We start from the raw sequence: 15808 nt of genomic DNA, 5'->3' as shown, positions 1-15808 counted from the left end.
TTCCCTCCTTTTTCGCCTATTTTACAATAGACATTCTCCGCGGAAATTTCCCCACACTCGCCATGGCAAAGCGGCCGGGTGTGTCGGCAACCTTCCGCATCATCGCAGTCAAAGACCAACATTTTTATTATACTAAAAATGGGTTCATATTGCAACAATAAAGTTAAAAAACTTTTTTATGTGTCGCACACTTTTTTCATTATATATAAAAGGAGATCATTTTGCAAGTGTAATAGTAAAAACTATCTTTACCTTTTATCACCAAATAAAAAAGGAGTAGGTTACCCTACTCCCTTTACTGAAACGAGAAATTACTCGCTGATTTTAGCTACAACGCCAGCGCCTACTGTACGTCCACCTTCACGGATTGAGAATTTAGTACCTTCTTCAATCGCGATTGGAGCGATAAGTTCAACAGTCATTTCGATGTTGTCGCCAGGCATTACCATTTCTACGCCTTCAGGTAAGTTACAAATACCAGTTACATCAGTTGTACGGAAGTAGAACTGTGGACGGTAGTTTGTGAAGAATGGAGTGTGACGTCCACCTTCGTCTTTAGAAAGAACGTATACTTCAGCAGTAAATTTAGTGTGTGGAGTGATTGAGCCTGGTTTAGCTAATACTTGTCCACGTTGGATTTCTTCACGTGCTACACCACGAAGTAAAGCACCGATGTTGTCGCCAGCTTCAGCATAGTCAAGAAGCTTACGGAACATTTCTACACCTGTTACAGTAGTAGATTTTGGCTCTTCAGTTAAACCGATGATGTCGATAACGTCACCAACTTTAACTTGTCCACGCTCTACACGACCTGTAGCAACTGTACCACGACCAGTGATTGAGAATACGTCCTCAACTGGCATCATGAATGGTTTTTCAGTGTCACGTTCTGGAGTTGGGATGTACTCATCAACAGCGTCCATAAGCTCGATGATTTTAGCTTCCCAATCAGCTTCGCCTTCAAGAGCTTTAAGAGCAGAACCTTTGATTACTGGTACATCGTCACCAGGGAAGTCGTATTCAGAAAGAAGGTCACGTACTTCCATTTCTACTAATTCAAGTAGCTCTTCGTCGTCTACCATGTCACATTTGTTTAAGAATACAACTAGGTAAGGTACACCTACTTGACGAGAAAGAAGGATGTGCTCACGAGTTTGTGGCATTGGACCATCAGCAGCAGATACTACTAAGATACCGCCATCCATTTGAGCAGCACCAGTGATCATGTTTTTAACATAGTCAGCATGTCCTGGGCAGTCAACGTGTGCATAGTGACGAGTGTCAGTTTCGTACTCAACGTGTGCAGTTGAGATTGTGATTCCACGCTCGCGCTCTTCTGGAGCAGCGTCGATCATGTCGTAAGCCATTGCTGCACCTTTACCACTTTTCTTAGCAAGAACAGTAGTGATAGCAGCTGTTAAAGTTGTTTTACCATGGTCAACGTGACCAATTGTACCGATATTGGCATGTGTTTTTGAACGGTCGAATTTTTCCTTAGCCATTCGAAAATCCTCCTTAAAATTCATGTAGTTTATGTTTTATGAGGCCGTGAAAGGGAATGAGCTCCACTTTCACAGCGTACATAAGTAGTTATACTTCAATAAAGAGTGAAAATCAATTATTCACCTTTATTTTTTTTAATAATTTCTTCTGAAATTGATTTAGGAACTTCTTCGTAGTGATCGAAGTGCATAGAATATGTTCCGCGACCTTGAGTGTTTGAACGTAATGCAGTTGCATAACCAAACATTTCAGAAAGTGGAACGAATGCACGTACAACTTGAGCGTTACCGCGTGCTTCCATACCTTCTACACGTCCACGACGAGACGTAATGTCACCCATGATATCTCCTAAGTATTCGTCAGGGATAACAACTTCAACCTTCATCATTGGTTCAAGGATAGCTGGGTTACATTTTGATACTGCGTTTTTAAGAGCCATAGAAGCGGCAATTTTAAACGCCATCTCACTTGAGTCAACGTCATGGTAAGATCCATCAACTAAAGCAGCTTTGATATCGATTAATGGATAACCAGCAAGAACACCGTTTTGTAATGCATCTTCAAGACCAGCTTGAACTGCAGGGATGTATTCACGTGGAACTACACCACCAACGATTTTGTTCTCAAATTCAAAGCCTTTTCCTTCTTCGTTAGGTTCGAACTCAATCCAAACGTGACCGAATTGTCCACGACCACCAGATTGACGAGCGAATTTACCTTCAACTTTCGCACCAGCGCGGAAAGTTTCACGGTAAGCTACTTGAGGAGCACCAACGTTTGCTTCTACTTTGAATTCGCGACGCATACGGTCAACGATGATATCAAGGTGAAGCTCACCCATACCAGAGATGATGATTTGACCAGTCTCTGTATTAGTTTCCGCACGGAAAGTTGGATCTTCTTCTTGTAACTTTTGAAGAGCTGTAGTCATTTTATCTTGGTCAGCTTTTGATTTTGGCTCAACAGATAAAGAGATAACTGGCTCTGGGAATTCCATAGACTCAAGAATTACAAGACTCTTTTCGTCACATAGAGTATCACCAGTAGAAGTATCTTTTAATCCTACAGCTGCCGCGATATCTCCAGCGTATACTTCAGAAATCTCTTCACGAGAGTTAGCATGCATTTGTAGGATACGACCTACACGCTCACGCTTACCTTTTGTAGAGTTTTTGATGTATGAACCAGAGCTTAGTACACCAGAGTACACACGGAAGAACGTTAATTTACCAACATAAGGGTCCGTCATAACTTTGAACGCTAATGCTGAGAAAGGAGCGTTGTCGCTAGACTCACGCGTAACTTCTTCTTCTGTGTCAGGTACGATACCTTGGATTGCTGGTACATCTACTGGAGATGGTAGGTAGTCAATTACTGCATCTAGCATTAATTGTACACCCTTGTTTTTGAATGCTGAACCACAGATAACTGGGTAGAATTCAACGTCACAAGTACCTTTACGGATACCAGCTTTTAGTTCTTCAACTGTAAGCTCGCCTTCGTCTAAGTACTTCATCATTAATTCTTCATCAAGTTCTGCAACAGCTTCTACTAAGCTTGCACGGTATTCTTCAGCTTGCTCTTTGTATTCCTCAGGAATTTCACGAGACTCTGAACGAGTACCTAAGTCATCTTCGTAGAAGTATGCTTTCATTTCCACTAGGTCAATGATTGCTTCGAACTCATCTTCAGCACCAATTGGCAACTGAATTGGGTGAGCATTTGCACCTAAACGATCGTGGATCGTTTTTACAGAGTACAAGAAGTCAGCACCAATTTTGTCCATTTTGTTAACGAATACGACACGGGGAACACCGTACGTAGTCGCTTGACGCCATACTGTTTCTGTTTGAGGCTCAACACCAGATTGAGCATCAAGAACTGCCACAGCGCCATCAAGTACACGTAATGAACGCTCAACTTCAACAGTGAAGTCTACGTGTCCAGGAGTATCAATGATGTTAACGCGGTGACCTTTCCAAGAAGCAGTTGTCGCAGCAGACGTGATAGTGATACCACGTTCTTGCTCTTGCTCCATCCAGTCCATTTGTGAAGCTCCTTCATGAGTTTCACCAATTTTATGGATACGGCCAGTATAATAAAGAACACGCTCAGTTGTTGTTGTTTTACCAGCATCAATGTGAGCCATGATCCCAATATTACGAGTGTTTTCTAAGGAGAACTCTCTTGCCATCTTAGGTATTTCTCCTTCCATATTATAATTTGTTTTTTAAAAAGTTTCGTTAAAAGATTACCAACGGTAATGAGCAAATGCTTTGTTAGCTTCTGCCATTTTGTGAGTATCTTCACGTTTCTTAACTGCAGCACCAGTGTTGTTAGCTGCATCAAGGATTTCGTTAGCTAAACGCTCTTCCATCGTTTTTTCTCCACGAAGACGAGCATAGTTTACTAACCAACGAAGACCTAAAGTAGTACGACGCTCTGGACGTACTTCTACAGGAACTTGGTAGTTAGAACCCCCTACACGGCGTGCTCTAACTTCTAGTACAGGCATGATGTTTTTAAGAGCTTGGTCGAATACTTCCATAGCTTCTTTACCACTGCGCTCTTGTACTAAATCGAATGCTCTATAAAGAATAGCTTGTGACTTACCGCGCTTTCCATCAAGCATCATTTTGTTGATTAAGCGAGATACAAGCTTAGAATTGTAAATCGGATCTGGTAATACGTCTCTTTTTGCAACAGGTCCCTTACGTGGCATTCTACTTCCTCCTTTCACTTTTAAAAGTTTATCTATTAATTGTTAAGCTATTATTTTTTAGCTGCTTTTGGTCGCTTAGTACCATATTTAGAACGACCTTGCATACGGCCATCCACACCAGCAGTATCAAGTGCACCACGTACGATATGGTAACGTACCCCTGGTAAATCTTTTACACGTCCACCGCGGATAAGTACCACGCTGTGTTCTTGTAAGTTGTGACCAATACCTGGGATATAAGCTGTTACCTCGATACCGTTTGTTAAACGTACACGAGCATATTTACGAAGAGCCGAGTTCGGTTTCTTCGGTGTCATAGTACCCACACGTGTACATACACCACGTTTTTGTGGAGAAGATTGGTTAGTTTGAGCTTTTTTGAAGCTGTTGTAACCTCTGTTTAAAGCAGGTGAGTCAGATTTTTTACCTTTACTCACACGACCATTACGGATTAATTGGTTAATAGTAGGCATTTAAATTTTCCTCCTTTCGCCTTTTGTAAGACCACACATCCAGGTGGTTCATTTTTTAGCAAAAAACAAAGTCTTTGAAACTAAAAGTTCAAAAACGTGTTAACTAATAATTGCAACAGTTGCAGCGTTAACTTCTATCCTACAAGCTTGACCAAGCTTTCGCATAGAAGGGACATACGTATACGGAACGTTTTCTTGCTGTGCCGTTTTTGCCACAATGGATGTGACATAATAATCAGCGTCTTCAGCAATGATGACTTCCTTTACTGTACCTTTTTTTAATGCTTTCACCGTCTGCTTTGTTCCTACAATAATATGATCAGCCTGTAATACTTTTTCATAAGACATTATCATATCCTCCAAAGTAACAGGTAGTTTATAGGAGCACCTTTGATATAGTATCATTCCCTAGAATGGATGTCAACTAACGTTTTGTAGTTTTTTTAAAAAACATCCATTCTAGAGTAATGATTTTATAATTAGTCGATTGTTACCGTTTCTTCAGCTTGGTTTTTGATCGGTTCAGCATTACGATATCTCGTCATACCTGTACCAGCCGGAACTAGCTTACCAATGATAACATTCTCTTTAAGTCCAAGCAACTCATCACGTTTTCCTTTGATTGCAGCATCCGTAAGAACACGCGTTGTTTCTTGGAATGATGCAGCAGATAAGAAGGAATCAGTTTCAAGAGATGCTTTTGTAATACCAAGTAATACAGGACGGCCTGTCGCTGGACGATTGCCTTCAAGTAATACTTTTTCATTTGCATCAGTGAATTGGTGAATATCAAGTAATGAACCTGGTAATACATCTGTATCTCCTGAATCCATTACGCGCACTTTACGAAGCATTTGGCGAACCATTACCTCTACGTGTTTATCTCCAATTTCTACCCCTTGCATACGGTATACTTTTTGCACCTCACGAAGCAAGTACTCTTGTACAGCCGTGATGTCTTTTACTTTTAGTAATTCTTTAGGATCAATTGAACCTTCTGTTAATTCTTGACCACGTGCAATGCGCTGTCCTTCAATAACTTTCAGACGTGCACTGTACGGAGCTGTGTAAGAACGAGTTTCAATCTCTCCTTGAACAGTAATTTCATGTTGACGATCGCGTCCTTCAGAAATGCCGGCAATTGTACCTTCAATTTCAGAAATAACGGCTTGACCTTTAGGGTTACGCGCTTCGAAGATCTCTTGGATACGCGGTAAACCTTGAGTGATATCGTCTCCAGCAACCCCACCTGTATGGAATGTACGCATCGTTAACTGTGTACCTGGCTCACCGATAGATTGAGCAGCGATGATACCAACTGCTTCACCCACTTCAACTTCTGAACCAGTTGCAAGGTTACGACCGTAACATTTTTTACATACACCGTGGCGAGTGTTACAAGTGAATGCAGAACGAATCCATACTTCTTCAACACCAGCATCCACAATTGTTTCAGCTAGGTCTTCTGTAATTAGTTCGTTTTCTTTCACTAACACTTCGTTTGTTCCTGGGTGAAGTACTGTTTTTCTTGCATAACGTCCAATTAGACGCTCATCAAGTTTCTCAATTTCTTCTGTTCCTTCTTTGATTGCAACAGCCAGAATACCGCGGTCTGTACCACAGTCGTCATCACGTACGATAACATCTTGTGCCACGTCAACCAGACGACGAGTAAGGTAACCTGAGTCAGCTGTTTTAAGAGCCGTATCGGCAAGACCTTTACGTGCACCATGGGTAGAGATAAAATACTCTAATACTGTTAAACCTTCACGGAAACTAGATTTGATTGGTAACTCAATGATACGACCGGACGGGTTGGCCATTAGTCCACGCATACCTGCAAGCTGAGTGAAGTTAGATGCGTTACCACGGGCACCAGAGTCACTCATCATGAAGATTGGGTTGCGTTTGTCTAATGACGCCATTAATTTACCTTGGATAACGTCTTTCGCACTACTCCATACAGAGATAACACGATCATAACGCTCATCTTCAGTAATTAAACCGCGACGGAATTGTTTTAGTACGTTATCTACTTTAGCTTGCGCTTCTGTTAAGATAACTTCTTTTTCTCCTAAAACCACGATATCAGCTACACCAACTGTAATACCGGCTTTAGTAGAATATTTGAAACCTAGGTCTTTCATACGGTCAAGCATTTTAGAAGTCTCAGTAATTTTGAAACGTTTAAATACTTCAGCGATGATATTACCTAAGATTTTTTTCTTAAACGGTGCGATAGCCGGTTGATTCTTGATGAATTCCTTCACATCTGCACCTTTTTCAACAAAGTACTTCTCAGGAGTTTTCACTTCTAAGTTTTCTCTTGTTGGTTCGTTAATGTATGGGAACGATTTTGGTAAAATTTCGTTGAAAACTAATTTACCAACCGTTGTAACAAGCAATTGTTGATTTTGTGCTTCTGTAAACGTTTCGTTGTTTAAAGAACCTGCATACACAGCTACACGTGTATGAAGATGCACATAACCGTTTTGGTACGCTAATAGTGCTTCATTTGTATCCTTGAACACCATACCTTCTCCAACTGCCTCTTCACGCTCAAGCGTTAAGTAGTAGTTACCTAATACCATATCCTGTGAAGGTGTAACAACTGGTTTACCATCTTTAGGGTTCAAGATATTTTGAGCAGCAAGCATTAAGATACGTGCTTCTGCTTGTGCTTCTGCAGATAATGGAACGTGAACCGCCATTTGGTCACCGTCAAAGTCAGCGTTATATGCTGTACATACAAGCGGGTGAAGACGGATAGCGCGACCTTCTACAAGCGTAGGTTCAAATGCTTGAATACCTAGTCTGTGTAGCGTTGGTGCACGGTTTAAAAGAACTGGATGCTCTTTAATAACCGATTCTAATACGTCCCATACTTCAGGTTGCACACGTTCAATTTTACGTTTTGCACTCTTGATATTATGAGCTAAACCGCGTTCAACAAGCTCTTTCATTACGAAAGGTTTGAAAAGCTCTAACGCCATTTCTTTTGGAAGACCACATTGATACATCTTTAAGTTCGGACCTACAACGATTACCGAACGGCCAGAGTAGTCAACACGTTTACCTAATAAGTTTTGACGGAAGCGACCTTGCTTACCTTTTAACATGTGAGAAAGGGATTTTAATGGACGGTTACCTGGTCCTGTTACCGGACGGCCGCGACGACCATTATCGATTAATGCATCTACAGCTTCTTGAAGCATACGCTTTTCGTTTTGAACGATAATGCTAGGAGCTCCAAGGTCTAATAAACGCTTTAAGCGGTTGTTGCGGTTAATTACACGGCGATATAAATCATTTAGATCAGACGTAGCAAAGCGTCCACCATCTAATTGAACCATTGGACGAAGTTCTGGCGGAATAACCGGTAGAACGTCTAAAATCATCCAAGAAGGTTCGTTACCAGAATGACGGAAAGCCTCTAGTACTTCTAAACGTTTGATAGCACGTGTACGACGTTGACCTTGAGCAGTTTTCAATTCTTCTTTCAAAGCATCTACTTCTTTATCAAGATCGATGTCATGCAATAATTTTTTAACAGCTTCAGCACCCATTGCCGCATGGAAAGTTTGTCCGTACTTCTCACGATACGCACGGTATTCTTTCTCTGATAAAAGCTGTTTCTTTTCAAGTGGTGTATTACCAGCATCTGTTACTACATAAGAAGCAAAATAAATGATTTCCTCTAGCGCACGAGGGGACATGTCTAAGACAAGTCCCATGCGGCTAGGAATACCTTTAAAGTACCAAATATGAGAAACAGGTGCAGCTAGCTCGATGTGACCCATGCGTTCACGACGAACTTTTGCGCGCGTAACTTCTACGCCACAACGATCACATACAACACCTTTATAACGAACGCGCTTATATTTTCCGCAGTGACATTCCCAGTCCTTTTGTGGACCAAAAATACGCTCACAGAATAAGCCGTCTTTTTCAGGTTTTAACGTACGATAGTTGATCGTTTCAGGTTTTTTTACCTCACCGTACGACCAAGAACGAATTTTATCTGGCGAAGCTAGACCGATTTTCATATACTCAAAGTTATTTACATCTAGCAAGGAGCCTACCTCCCTTTTAATCTACAGGTTTTTTCCCTTAACGTTTATATGAAAGTAATTCCTTACTCTTTTGTGACAGGATCTTTTTGTCCTTCAGAAAGGCTTTCTTCGTTATCTGCAATAATTGATTCTGTTGGTTGCTCATGGTCCTCTTCTGAGTCCATGATATCAATTTCTTGCTCGTCAGCAGAAAGCATCTTCACATCCATACCTAAACTTTGTAGTTCTTTAATTAATACTTTGAACGATTCAGGTATGCCAGGTTCTGGAATGTTTTCACCTTTAACAATTGCTTCGTATGTTTTCACACGACCTACTACGTCATCTGATTTCACTGTTAAGATCTCTTGTAATGTGTAAGCAGCACCGTATGCTTCAAGTGCCCATACCTCCATCTCACCAAAACGCTGTCCACCGAACTGCGCTTTACCACCAAGTGGTTGTTGTGTAACAAGTGAGTATGGTCCAGTAGAACGAGCGTGAAGTTTATCGTCTACCATGTGAGCAAGTTTGATCATATACATGATTCCTACTGATACACGGTTATCGAATGGTTCACCTGTTCGACCATCATATAGAACTGTTTTAGCATCACGAGACATGCCAGCTTCTTCGATTGTTGCCCAAACATCTTCCTCACGCGCACCATCAAATACTGGAGACGCAACGTGAATGCCAAGCTTACGAGCAGCCATACCTAAATGAAGCTCTAGCACCTGACCGATGTTCATACGAGATGGTACCCCTAATGGGTTTAACATGATGTCAATTGGCGTACCGTCTGGTAGGTAAGGCATATCTTCTTCAGGTAGAATACGTGAAATTACACCTTTGTTACCGTGACGACCGGCCATTTTGTCACCTTCAGAAATTTTACGCTTCTGAACAATATATACACGGACTAATTGGTTTACACCTGGTGGTAATTCGTCGCCATCTTCACGGTTGAAGACTTTAACATCAAGAATGATTCCACCGCCGCCGTGCGGTACACGAAGAGAAGTATCACGAACTTCACGCGCTTTTTCACCGAAAATAGCGTGTAGAAGACGTTCTTCAGCTGTTAGTTCTGTTACACCTTTTGGCGTTACTTTACCAACTAAAAGATCTCCGTCTTTTACTTCTGCACCAATGCGGATGATTCCACGCTCATCTAAGTTGCGAAGAGCATCTTCACCTACGTTTGGAATGTCACGCGTAATTTCTTCAGGTCCAAGCTTCGTATCACGAGACTCAGATTCATATTCTTCAATATGAACAGACGTATATACATCGTCTTTCACAAGGCGTTCACTCATGATGATGGCATCCTCATAGTTGTAACCATCCCATGTCATGAAACCAACCATTACGTTTCGTCCTAAAGCAAGCTCACCTTTTTCCATTGAAGGACCGTCGGCTAAGATCTCACCTTTTACTACTTCGTCGCCAACTGAAACAATTGGACGCTGGTTGTAACAAGTACCTTGGTTAGAACGAACAAATTTTAATAATTTGTATTGATCTAAGTTACCTTTAACTTTTTGTCCGTCTACTTCTTCATAGCGGCGAACAAAAATTTGTTTTGCTTCTACGCGCTCTACAACGCCAGGATATTTACAAATCACGGCTGCACCAGAGTCTTTACCAGATACGTATTCCATACCTGTACCTACGATTGGTGCTTCAGGATTTAATAAAGGTACTGCTTGACGTTGCATGTTCGCACCCATTAATGCACGGTTAGAGTCATCGTTCTCTAAGAATGGGATACATGCTGTAGCGGCAGATACAACTTGTTTTGGTGATACATCCATATAGTCTAAACGATCGCGACGGATAACCGTGTTTTCTCCACGGAAACGTGCAACGACATTTTCATCTAAGAATGAACCATCATCACCTAGACGAGCGTTCGCTTGGGCTACAACATAGTTATCTTCTTCATCAGCTGTTAAGTAGTCAATTCGCTCTGTCACTTTACCTGTTTCAGGATCGATACGACGGTAAGGTGTTTCGATGAAACCGAATTTGTTTACTTTTGCATAAGAAGATAGTGAGTTGATTAACCCGATATTCGGACCCTCTGGTGTTTCAATCGGACACATACGGCCATAGTGGGAGTAGTGAACGTCACGCACTTCGAAACCAGCGCGCTCACGCGTTAAACCACCAGGTCCTAGAGCTGAAAGACGACGTTTGTGCGTCAATTCGCCTAATGGATTCGTTTGATCCATGAACTGTGATAATTGAGAACTTCCAAAGAACTCTTTAATCGCCGCAATAACTGGGCGAATATTAATTAATTGTTGAGGTGTGATTGTATTCGTGTCTTGAATTGACATTCTTTCACGAACAACACGTTCCATACGAGATAAACCGATACGGAATTGGTTTTGTAACAATTCACCTACAGAACGCAGACGACGATTACCTAAGTGGTCGATATCATCTGTGTCTCCTACTTGATGAAGCAAGTTAAAGAAGTAACTGATTGATGCTAAAATATCAGCAGGTGTGATATTTTTAACTTCTTCTGTTACATATGCGTTACCTGATACAGTGATGATTTTTTCACCTTCTGGATCATTTGGCGCATAAATCTTAATAGATTGTAATGTAACATCGTCTTCTACTACTCCACCAACCGGACTATAAGTTTTGAAGTTTACTCCACCTTCAAGCATCGGAATCAAGCGATCTAGCAGACGGCGGTCAATCATTGCGCCTTTTTCTGCAATAATTTCACCTGTTTCAGGATCAACTAATGTTTCAGCTAGCTTTTGATTAAATAAGCGATGTTTGATATGAAGCTTTTTATTAATTTTATAGCGACCTACGTTCGCTAAGTCATATCGTTTTGGATCAAAGAAGCGAGATACTAATAGAGACTTCGCATTCTCAACTGTCGGTGGTTCACCCGGACGTAAACGCTCATAGATTTCTAATAGCGCTTTTTCCGTTGTTTCCGTATTATCTTTTTCAAGCGTATTACGGATGTATTCATTATCACCGATTAAATCGATAATCTCTTGGTCAGAACCGAAACCTAGCGCGCGTAACAGCACTGTTACTGGCAGTTTACGAGTACGATCAATACGCACGTATACTACATCTTTTGCATCAGTTTCATATTCTAGCCATGCACCACGGTTAGGGATAACAGTTGCTGTATATCCTTTTTTACCGTTTTTATCAAGCTTTCCACTATAGTAAACACTTGGTGAACGAACCAACTGTGATACGATAACACGCTCAGCACCGTTAATTACAAAGGTACCTGTTTCGGTCATCAATGGGAAATCTCCCATGAACACATCTTGGTCTTTTACTTCACCTGTTTCTTTATTAATTAACCGCACCTTAACACGAAGAGGTGCTGCATAAGTTACATCACGTTCTTTAGACTCTCCTACTGAATACTTTGGCTCACCTAAGCTGTAATCAATAAATTCTAGTGATAAGTTACCTGTAAAATCATCAATTGGAGAAATATCTTGGAACATTTCTCGTAAACCTTCATCTAAAAACCATTGGTATGAAGCCGTTTGAATCTCGATTAAGTTCGGTAACTCTAAAACTTCACTAATACGAGCATAACTTCTGCGTTGGCGGTGGCGTCCATACTGAACTAGTTGACCTGTCAACTGATTCACCCCTCAAATCAAGCGTTATTATTCAAAATATATAATAAACCATATGTTTATTATTGAACAAAAGAAAAATGGTCTCTTTAAATAGAAAACCACAATTTCATAAAAACGTACTATTGATTTTATTAGTTTTTCCCATATAATTCAAAATTATACCTTTTATTTTATGTATAACCCGAGCTTATATGGAATATTTATATATTGGCATTTTATAATGCTAACATACTAAAAAATATTAGTCAACATTTTTTAGCACATATGATATAATACCCTTTTTTCTTTTCTACTACTTCTACTTCATTAAATAGAGATTCTAATTTCGCAAGAGCAGATGGCGCACCTTGCTTTTTCTGAATCACAATCCAAAGTTCTCCTTGGTCAGCAAGGTGATCTAATGATTTTTCTAGGATTTCATGAACAACTTTTTTACCCGCACGGATCGGCGGATTACTAAGAATAGCTGCAAAATTCGTTTCCTTCACATTTTCGTAGCAAGAGCTTTGATAGATTGAAACATTTGATACTGAATTAGCTTCAGCATTTTTTTGAGCTAGTGCTAATGCACGTTCATTAACATCGACCATATGAACGTTTCTTTGGCTGTCCTCTTTTGCAAGCGCCAACCCAATCGGGCCATATCCGCATCCAACATCCAGAAGCGGGCCGGGACTCTCAGGCATTTGAAACGTTTCAATTAACAGGCGCGATCCAAAATCGATCTCTTTTTTTGAAAAAACACCGCGGTCACTCGTAAATGAAAAAGAGGTTCCTCTCAATTCAAATGAAAAGCGCTCTTCATTACTTGCAGACGATGGTGTATTAGAAAAATAATGTTCTGTCAAAATAGAACCTCCTAATCAATATGTTCTTCTTTACTATAAATGAAAAGGATGACAGAAGCAAAAAAGCTCGCTTGTACAAGCGAGCTTTTTTATATCAGTTGTTAAGCAATAATTACTTAACTTCTACAGAAGCGCCAACTTCTTCAAGTTTAGCTTTTGCTTCTTCAGCTTCTTCTTTAGAAATACCTTCTTTAAGAGCTTTTGGAGCGTTATCAACGATTTCTTTAGCTTCTTTTAAGCCAAGACCCGTGATTTCACGTACTACTTTGATAACTTTGATTTTTTGTCCGCCAGCACTTTCAAGTACTAGGTCAAATTCAGTTTTCTCAGCAGCAGCTTCACCAGCAGCACCGCCAGCTACAGCTACAGGAGCAGCAGCAGTTACGCCAAATTCTTCTTCGATTGCTTTTACTAAATCGTTAAGTTCTAAAACAGTCATATTTTTAACTGCTTCAATGATTTGTTCTTGAGTCATTGTTAATTTCCTCCTTGTGATTGTGTTATATATAACAGACTAGATTATGCACCTTGTTCTTCTTTTTGATCTGCCACAGCTTTTGTAGCAAGAGCAAGGTTGCGAATTGGAGCTTGAAGCACGCTAAGCAACATAGAAAGTAAGCCTTCGCGAGATGGTAGTTCTGCAAGTGCTTTAATTTCTTCAACAGATGCAACATTACCTTCAATTACACCAGCTTTAATTTCTAACGCTTCGTGTTCTTTCGCGAAGTTGTTTAGAATTTTAGCTGGAGCAACAACATCTTCTCCACCAAATGCGATTGCATTTGGACCTACTAACGCATCATTAAGATCTGTTAGTTCAAGTTTTTCTACAGCACGGCGAGTTAAAGTGTTTTTGTAAACTTTGAACTCAATGCCTGCTTCACGTAATTGCTTACGAAGTTCAGTAACTTCAGCAACATTCAAACCACGGTAGTCAACGACAACTATTGAGTTACTCGCTTGAAGTTTTTCAGCAATTTCGTCTACGACTTGTTTCTTTTGTTCAATTACGTTGCTCATCTTTACACCTCCTGTAGATTTCCTTCCGTACACTCAGACAAGGTGCAATAAAAAACCTCCATGACAATAAAGACATGGAGGTGTAGTAAGCGAACCATAACGTTTCACTAATTTATCTCACACACCTCGGTAGGAAATTAAGCTTTGCAGCACCTACTGTCTACGGTACAAATGTTATTCTTTTTAACAACATTATCTATTATAATCAGGGACTTTCAAAAAGTCAACACCGATTTATTTCCAAATTTATTAAGCAGAGAATGAAGCAGTATCAACTTTGATACCAGGGCCCATTGTTGAAGTAACAGCTACGTTCTTCATGTATGTGCCTTTTGCTGCTGCCGGCTTAGCTTTTACCATAGTTTCGAAGATTGTAGTGAAGTTTTCAACTAACTTGCTCTCTTCGAAAGATACTTTACCGATTGGTACGTGGATGTTACCAGCTTTATCAACACGGTATTCTACTTTACCAGCTTTGATTTCGTTAACTGCTTTTTGAACATCAAATGTTACTGTACCAGTTTTAGGGTTTGGCATTAAACCTTTAGGTCCTAATACACGACCAAGTTTACCAACTTCACCCATCATGTCTGGAGTAGCTACGATTACATCGAACTCGAACCAACCTTGTTGGATTTTGTTGATGTAGTCAGCATCGCCAACGTAGTCAGCACCTGCAGCTTCAGCTTCTTTAGCTTTTTCGCCTTTAGCGAATACTAATACACGTTGAGTTTTACCTGTACCGTTTGGTAGTACTACTGCACCACGAATTTGTTGGTCAGCTTTCTTAGGGTCAACTCCTAAACGGAATGCTACTTCTACAGTTGCATCAAATTTAGTTGTGTTTGTTTTCTTTACTAATTCAATCGCTTCTTGTACTGAATAAGTTTGTGTACGATCTACAAGCTTAGCAGCTTCAACGTACTTTTTACCTTTTTTAGCCATTTTTGTTTCCTCCTTATGTGGTTTTAACGGAATAACCTCCCACTAATAAAGGTTGCGAGCATAGGAAAACTTCCATTTCTCGCAACCTTCTAACACCCAATCAAATGGAATTAGTCTTCAACTACGATTCCCATACTGCGCGCTGTACCTTCTACCATGCGCATTGCAGATTCAACGCTAGCAGCGTTTAAGTCAGGCATTTTAGTTTCAGCAATCTCACGCACTTTGTCACGCTTGACTGTTGCAACTTTATTACGGTTTGGTTCACCAGAACCAGACTCAATACCAGCCGCTTTCTTAAGTAGTACAGCAGCAGGTGGAGTTTTCGTAATAAATGTAAATGAACGGTCTTCAAATACCGTGATTTCAACAGGAATGATAAGACCAGCTTGATCAGCTGTGCGAGCGTTAAACTCCTTACAGAAACCCATGATGTTAACACCGGCTTGACCTAATGCAGGACCAACTGGTGGCGCTGGATTTGCTTTACCTGCAGGAATTTGTAACTTAACAAGTTTAATTACTTTTTTAGCCACGAGACACACCTCCTTAAGTCCGTGATGTGGTAATAGGGCGATGCCCTCCCACTCAATGTTCT

General features: G+C 40.5%; 12 protein-coding genes and 1 other annotated feature. All 12 genes read right to left on the bottom strand.

The features are described 5' to 3' along the window. Positions 1 to 311: 311 nt before the first annotated feature. The 12 genes from tuf to rplK all read right to left on the bottom strand — a co-directional run bounded on the left by tuf (position 312) and on the right by rplK (position 15746). Positions 312 to 1502: an elongation factor Tu gene (tuf, locus tag Q5794_RS00670; RefSeq protein WP_013081371.1), complete on the bottom strand. Its 1191-nt coding sequence runs from the start codon at positions 1500 to 1502 to the stop codon at positions 312 to 314. A gap of 116 nt (positions 1503 to 1618) precedes the next feature. Beyond that, positions 1619 to 3697 carry an elongation factor G gene (fusA, locus tag Q5794_RS00665; protein ID WP_116077809.1) on the bottom strand — a complete coding sequence of 693 codons (2079 nt, stop codon included), beginning with the start codon at positions 3695 to 3697 and terminating at the stop codon, positions 1619 to 1621. Between the two features lie 57 nt (positions 3698 to 3754). Next, on the bottom strand, positions 3755 to 4225 hold the full coding sequence (gene rpsG / locus Q5794_RS00660) for a 30S ribosomal protein S7 (protein ID WP_013054923.1): 471 nt from the start codon (positions 4223 to 4225) through the stop codon (positions 3755 to 3757). A gap of 50 nt (positions 4226 to 4275) precedes the next feature. Beyond that, entirely contained in the window at positions 4276 to 4698 is a 423-nt protein-coding gene (rpsL, locus tag Q5794_RS00655; RefSeq protein WP_013054922.1) for a 30S ribosomal protein S12, read from the bottom strand. Positions 4699 to 4797: 99 nt separating this feature from the next. Continuing rightward, positions 4798 to 5046, bottom strand: coding sequence for a 50S ribosomal protein L7ae-like protein (locus Q5794_RS00650; RefSeq protein WP_214988717.1), 249 nt, complete (start codon positions 5044 to 5046; stop codon positions 4798 to 4800). Positions 5047 to 5177: 131 nt separating this feature from the next. Further along, on the bottom strand, positions 5178 to 8771 hold the full coding sequence (gene rpoC / locus Q5794_RS00645) for a DNA-directed RNA polymerase subunit beta' (RefSeq protein WP_214988718.1): 3594 nt from the start codon (positions 8769 to 8771) through the stop codon (positions 5178 to 5180). A 62-nt stretch (positions 8772 to 8833) separates the two neighbouring features. Continuing rightward, positions 8834 to 12397 (bottom strand): DNA-directed RNA polymerase subunit beta, encoded by a 3564-nt coding sequence (gene rpoB / locus Q5794_RS00640; RefSeq protein ID WP_013081368.1) that lies wholly within the window; start codon positions 12395 to 12397, stop codon positions 8834 to 8836. A gap of 245 nt (positions 12398 to 12642) precedes the next feature. Continuing rightward, positions 12643 to 13245 (bottom strand): class I SAM-dependent methyltransferase, encoded by a 603-nt coding sequence (locus Q5794_RS00635; protein WP_116741837.1) that lies wholly within the window; start codon positions 13243 to 13245, stop codon positions 12643 to 12645. Between the two features lie 112 nt (positions 13246 to 13357). Further along, on the bottom strand, positions 13358 to 13720 hold the full coding sequence (rplL, locus tag Q5794_RS00630) for a 50S ribosomal protein L7/L12 (protein WP_013054917.1): 363 nt from the start codon (positions 13718 to 13720) through the stop codon (positions 13358 to 13360). Positions 13721 to 13764: 44 nt separating this feature from the next. Next, a complete protein-coding gene (gene rplJ, locus Q5794_RS00625; protein WP_013054916.1) occupies positions 13765 to 14265 on the bottom strand; it encodes a 50S ribosomal protein L10 in 501 nt (166 codons plus the stop codon). 40 nt (positions 14266 to 14305) lie between these two features. Beyond that, positions 14306 to 14449, bottom strand: a sequence feature (ribosomal protein L10 leader region). A 65-nt stretch (positions 14450 to 14514) separates the two neighbouring features. Further along, on the bottom strand, positions 14515 to 15210 hold the full coding sequence (rplA, locus tag Q5794_RS00620; RefSeq protein ID WP_013054915.1) for a 50S ribosomal protein L1: 696 nt from the start codon (positions 15208 to 15210) through the stop codon (positions 14515 to 14517). A gap of 110 nt (positions 15211 to 15320) precedes the next feature. Further along, on the bottom strand, positions 15321 to 15746 hold the full coding sequence (gene rplK, locus Q5794_RS00615; RefSeq protein WP_013054914.1) for a 50S ribosomal protein L11: 426 nt from the start codon (positions 15744 to 15746) through the stop codon (positions 15321 to 15323). Positions 15747 to 15808 lie beyond the last annotated feature (62 nt).

This window comes from Priestia megaterium, from assembly GCF_041941685.1.
Taxonomy (GTDB): Bacteria; Bacillota; Bacilli; order Bacillales; family Bacillaceae_H; genus Priestia; species Priestia megaterium_C.
This window is presented reverse-complemented; position numbering and strand designations above follow the sequence as displayed.

Bases quoted from the DNA above. Each gene is read 5' to 3' on its own strand.
- tuf (WP_013081371.1), bottom strand. From the start codon at position 1,502: ATGGCTAAGGAAAAATTCGACCGTTCAAAAACACATGCCAATATCGGT.
- fusA (WP_116077809.1), bottom strand. From the start codon at position 3,697: ATGGCAAGAGAGTTCTCCTTAGAAAACACTCGTAATATTGGGATCATG.
- rpsG (WP_013054923.1), bottom strand. From the start codon at position 4,225: ATGCCACGTAAGGGACCTGTTGCAAAAAGAGACGTATTACCAGATCCG.
- rpsL (WP_013054922.1), bottom strand. From the start codon at position 4,698: ATGCCTACTATTAACCAATTAATCCGTAATGGTCGTGTGAGTAAAGGT.
- Q5794_RS00650 (WP_214988717.1), bottom strand. From the start codon at position 5,046: ATGTCTTATGAAAAAGTATTACAGGCTGATCATATTATTGTAGGAACA.
- rplL (WP_013054917.1), bottom strand. From the start codon at position 13,720: ATGACTCAAGAACAAATCATTGAAGCAGTTAAAAATATGACTGTTTTA.
- rplJ (WP_013054916.1), bottom strand. From the start codon at position 14,265: ATGAGCAACGTAATTGAACAAAAGAAACAAGTCGTAGACGAAATTGCT.
- rplA (WP_013054915.1), bottom strand. From the start codon at position 15,210: ATGGCTAAAAAAGGTAAAAAGTACGTTGAAGCTGCTAAGCTTGTAGAT.